This window comes from Streptococcus sp. ELY_137 (genome assembly GCF_058314515.1).
The window spans coordinates 1-5,415 of record NZ_JBZFUL010000027.1 but is presented as its reverse complement, the minus strand read 5'-3'; the positions used below and the strand labels follow the sequence as shown (position 1 = coordinate 5,415).

The following is a 5,415-nucleotide window of genomic DNA, read 5'->3' as shown; positions in this document are numbered from 1 at the left end:
TGCTAAGCAACTCCCCTATCTCGCAGGAGGCAACCTCCAACTACTTCAGGCGTACTAGGGCTTAACGACTGTGTTCGGCATGGGTACAGGTGTCTCTCCTAGGCTAGCGTCACTTAACTATGAATGGACTTAGTTTGCCAATTCAAAATTGAATACCTATCTATTGTATCAAGCCTAACCTCTAGCTGTCAATACTAAGTAATTGTACTCGGGCTAAAAGCCCTCCGTTACTTATCTTTGGATAAGTCCTCGAGCGATTAGTATTGGTCCGCTTCACGTCTCACAACGCTTCCACTCCCAACCTATCTACCTGATCTTCTCTCAGGGCTCTTACTAACATAACGTCATGGGAAATCTCATCTTGAGGGAGGCTTCACACTTAGATGCTTTCAGCGTTTATCCCTTCCATACATAGCTACCCAGCGATGCTCTTGGCAGAACAACTGGTACACCAGCGGTATGTCCACTCTGGTCCTCTCGTACTAGGAGCAGATCCTCTCAAATTTCCTTCGCCCGCGACGGATAGGGACCGAACTGTCTCACGACGTTCTGAACCCAGCTCGCGTGCCGCTTTAATGGGCGAACAGCCCAACCCTTGGGACCGACTACAGCCCCAGGATGCGACGAGCCGACATCGAGGTGCCAAACCTCCCCGTCGATGTGAACTCTTGGGGGAGATAAGCCTGTTATCCCCAGGGTAGCTTTTATCCGTTGAGCGATGGCCCTTCCATACGGTACCACCGGATCACTAAGCCCGACTTTCGTCCCTGCTCGACCTGTCCGTCTCGCAGTCAAGCTCCCTTATACCTTTACACTCTGCGACTGATTTCCAACCAGTCTGAGGGAACCTTTGGGCGCCTCCGTTACCTTTTAGGAGGCGACCGCCCCAGTCAAACTGCCCGTCAGACACTGTCTCCATTGACGTTTAGCCAATCGGGTTAGAGTAGCCATAACACAAGGGTAGTATCCCAACAGCGCCTCTGCCGAAACTAGCGTCCCGGCTTCTATGGCTCCTACCTATCCTGTACATGTGGTACAGATACTCAATATCAAACTGCAGTAAAGCTCCATGGGGTCTTTCCGTCCTGTCGCGGGTAACCTGCATCTTCACAGGTACTAAAATTTCACCGAGTCTCTCGTTGAGACAGTGCCCAAATCATTACGCCTTTCGTGCGGGTCGGAACTTACCCGACAAGGAATTTCGCTACCTTAGGACCGTTATAGTTACGGCCGCCGTTTACTGGGGCTTCAATTCATACCTTCGCTTACGCTAAGCACTCCTCTTAACCTTCCAGCACCGGGCAGGCGTCACCCCCTATACATCATCTTGCGATTTCGCAGAGAGCTGTGTTTTTGATAAACAGTTGCTTGGGCCTTTTCACTGCGGCTGACCTTATAGCCAGCGCCCCTTCTCCCGAAGTTACGGGGCCATTTTGCCGAGTTCCTTAACGAGAGTTCGCTCGCTCACCTGAGGCTACTCGCCTCGACTACCTGTGTCGGTTTGCGGTACGGGTAGAGTATACATTAACGCTAGAAGCTTTTCTTGGCAGCGTGACATCACTCACTTCGCTACTAAACTTCGCTCCCCATCACAGCTCAACGTTACAGAACTAAGCATTTGACTCAGTCCACGCCTCACTGCTTGGCCGGACTCTTCCAGTCGTCCGGTTGAGTTAGCCTTCTGCGTCCCTCCTTCACTCTATACTCTAGTACAGGAATATCAACCTGTTGCCCATCGGATACACCTGTCGGTCTCTCCTTAGGTCCCGACTAACCCAGGGCGGACGAGCCTTCCCCTGGAATCCTTAGTCTTACGGTGGACAGGATTCTCACCTGTCTTGCGCTACTCATACCGGCATTCTCACTTCTATGCACTCCAGCACTCCTCACGGTATACCTTCAAGGCACATAGAACGCTCTCCTACCATCCCTTACGGGATCCACAGCTTCGGTAAATTGTTTTAGCCCCGGTACATTTTCGGCGCAGGGTCACTCGACTAGTGAGCTATTACGCACTCTTTGAATGAATAGCTGCTTCTAAGCTAACATCCTAGTTGTCTGTGCAACCCCACATCCTTTTCCACTTAACAATTATTTGGGGACCTTAGCTGGTGGTCTGGGCTGTTTCCCTTTCGACTACGGATCTTAGCACTCGCAGTCTGACTGCCGACCATAAATACTTGGCATTCGGAGTTTATCTGAGATTGGTAATCCGGGATGGACCCCTCACCCAAACAGTGCTCTACCTCCAAGATTCTCAATGTCGACGCTAGCCCTAAAGCTATTTCGGAGAGAACCAGCTATCTCCAAGTTCGTTTGGAATTTCTCCGCTACCCACAAGTCATCCAAGCACTTTTCAACGTACTCTGGTTCGGTCCTCCAGTGAGTTTTACCTCACCTTCAACCTGCTCATGGGTAGGTCACCTGGTTTCGGGTCTACATCCACGTACTTATGCGCCCTCTTCAGACTCGGTTTCCCTGCGGCTCCGTCTCTTCAACTTAACCTCGCACGTAAACGTAACTCGCCGGTTCATTCTACAAAAGGCACGCTCTCACCCATTAACGGGCTCGAACTTCTTGTAGGCACACGGTTTCAGGTTCTATTTCACTCCCCTTCCGGGGTGCTTTTCACCTTTCCCTCACGGTACTGGTTCACTATCGGTCACTAGGGAGTATTTAGGGTTGGGAGATGGTCCTCCCAGCTTCCGACGAGATTTCACGTGTCTCGCCGTACTCAGGATCCTGTTAGGCTCAAGCTGCTATTTCAAATACGAGGCTCTTACTCTCTTTGGCTGACCTTTCCAGATCATTCTTCTATAACTCTTGTGCCCATGTCACAGTCCTACAACCCCAAGTTGTAAACAACTTGGTTTGCCCTCCTGCCTTTTCGCTCGCCGCTACTCAGGCAATCGCTCTTGCTTTCTCTTCCTGCAGCTACTGAGATGTTTCAGTTCACTGCGTCTTCCCTCCGCTACCCTTAACAGGTAGGGATACTAACCAGCAGTTAGTGGGTTCCCCCATTCGGATATCTCTGGATCAAAGCTTACGTACAGCTCCCCAAAGCATTTCGTCGTTAATCACGTCCTTCGTCGGCTCCTAGTGCCAAGGCATCCACCGTGCGCCCTTATTAACTTAACCTTATTAAAAAACTCTTTAATATGTTTCTACAGCGTTTCGGTTTATTTCTTGTTACTTTTTTGATAGATATTCAATTGTCAATGGGCAAGTCATGATATTAAGATCCGGTGCGACCTGTCGCAAAACTTGCGTAGAATAAGGAAACAACCAACGACGTGTCGCTAAGACACTAGGCGGTTTTGACTTATTCCTAGAAAGTTTAGGATCGTATTCTAATATCAGCTTATCTAGTTGAACACGAGATTAATTTCTTAGGAAAAAAGATAAATCTCCTTGTGTGCAAGACACACGGCGTCGATTTCCTATTTTTCTACAGAAATTTCGGCAAGCCGAACATCTCTTTGTATCCTAGATAATGGAGCCTAGCGGGATCGAACCGCTGACCTCCTGCGTGCAAAGCAGGCGCTCTCCCAGCTGAGCTAAGGCCCCACAAAACCTCTGAAAACTAAATAGACACCAAGCGTGCTTCCGTAGCTAAATAAGGGTACCATTAACCTTATCGGCTAAATTGTACTCGGGCTAAAAGCTTGTGATTTAGATAAACCACCTTGTATGCAAGCATACTGCCTTGGTTTCCTAAAATTAAGTCGCTTTTAAACGCCCTCCGTTACTTAGTTTTTCCTTAGAAAGGAGGTGATCCAGCCGCACCTTCCGATACGGCTACCTTGTTACGACTTCACCCCAATCATCCGTCCCACCTTAGGCGGCTGGCTCCCGAAGGTTACCTCACCGACTTTGGGTGTTACAAACTCTCGTGGTGTGACGGGCGGTGTGTACAAGGCCCGGGAACGTATTCACCGCGGCGTGCTGATCCGCGATTACTAGCGATTCCGACTTCATGGAGGCGAGTTGCAGCCTCCAATCCGAACTGAGATTGGCTTTCAGAGATTAGCTTGCCGTCACCGGCTTGCGACTCGTTGTACCAACCATTGTAGCACGTGTGTAGCCCAGGTCATAAGGGGCATGATGATTTGACGTCATCCCCACCTTCCTCCGGTTTATTACCGGCAGTCTCGCTAGAGTGCCCAACTCAATGATGGCAACTAACAATAAGGGTTGCGCTCGTTGCGGGACTTAACCCAACATCTCACGACACGAGCTGACGACAACCATGCACCACCTGTCTCCAATGTACCGAAGTAACTCCCTATCTCTAGGGATAGCATCGGGATGTCAAGACCTGGTAAGGTTCTTCGCGTTGCTTCGAATTAAACCACATGCTCCACCGCTTGTGCGGGCCCCCGTCAATTCCTTTGAGTTTCAACCTTGCGGTCGTACTCCCCAGGCGGAGTGCTTATTGCGTTAGCTCCGGCACTGAGTCCCGGAAAGGACCCAACACCTAGCACTCAGCGTTTACGGCGTGGACTACCAGGGTATCTAATCCTGTTCGCTACCCACGCTTTCGAGCCTCAGCGTCAGTGACAGACCAGAGAGCCGCTTTCGCCACCGGTGTTCCTCCATATATCTACGCATTTCACCGCTACACATGGAATTCCACTCTCCCCTTCTGTACTCAAGTCCTACAGTTTCCAAAGCCAACAATGGTTGAGCCACTGCCTTTAACTTCAGACTTATAAAACCGCCTGCGCTCCCTTTACGCCCAATAAATCCGGACAACGCTCGGGACCTACGTATTACCGCGGCTGCTGGCACGTAGTTAGCCGTCCCTTTCTGGTCAGTTACCGTCACTTGTGTAACTTTCCACTCTACACAACGTTCTTCTCTGACAACAGAGCTTTACGATCCGAAAACCTTCTTCACTCACGCGGCGTTGCTCGGTCAGGGTTCCCCCCATTGCCGAAGATTCCCTACTGCTGCCTCCCGTAGGAGTCTGGGCCGTGTCTCAGTCCCAGTGTGGCCGTTCACCCTCTCAGGTCGGCTATGTATCGCAGCCTTGGTAGGCCTTTACCCTACCAACTAGCTAATACAACGCAGGTCCATCTGGTAGTGATACTGTTGTATCTTTTAAAGGGTTAACAGGCGTTAACCCCTCTTATGCGGTATTAGCTATCGTTTCCAATAGTTATCCCCCGCTACCAGGCAGGTTACCTACGCGTTACTCACCCGTTCGCAACTCATCCAGAAAAAGCAAGCTCCTTCCTTCTGCGTTCTACTTGCATGTATTAGGCACGCCGCCAGCGTTCGTCCTGAGCCAGGATCAAACTCTCATTAAAGTTAATCTAACTCAGTCATTTCTGACTTATTTTCGTATTTTTGACAGGTTAATTCCTTAACCCGCACGCTTGGTTTCTTGTCTATTCAGTTCTCAAAGGTCTT

1 tRNA gene and 3 rRNA genes are annotated in these 5,415 nt (G+C 50.0%); all 4 read right to left on the bottom strand.

Annotated elements, in window-relative coordinates:
• Window position 1: 1 nt before the first annotated feature.
• A 5S ribosomal RNA gene (rrf, locus tag AC4HAO_RS11225) occupies window positions 2–117 on the bottom strand.
• A gap of 120 nt (window positions 118–237) precedes the next feature.
• A 23S ribosomal RNA gene (locus AC4HAO_RS11220) occupies window positions 238–3,138 on the bottom strand.
• 356 nt (window positions 3,139–3,494) lie between these two features.
• A tRNA-Ala gene (locus tag AC4HAO_RS11215) sits at window positions 3,495–3,567 on the bottom strand.
• 197 nt (window positions 3,568–3,764) lie between these two features.
• A 16S ribosomal RNA gene (locus AC4HAO_RS11210) occupies window positions 3,765–5,312 on the bottom strand.
• Together the 16S, 23S and 5S rRNA genes with 1 tRNA gene alongside form the textbook arrangement of a ribosomal RNA operon.
• Window positions 5,313–5,415 lie beyond the last annotated feature (103 nt).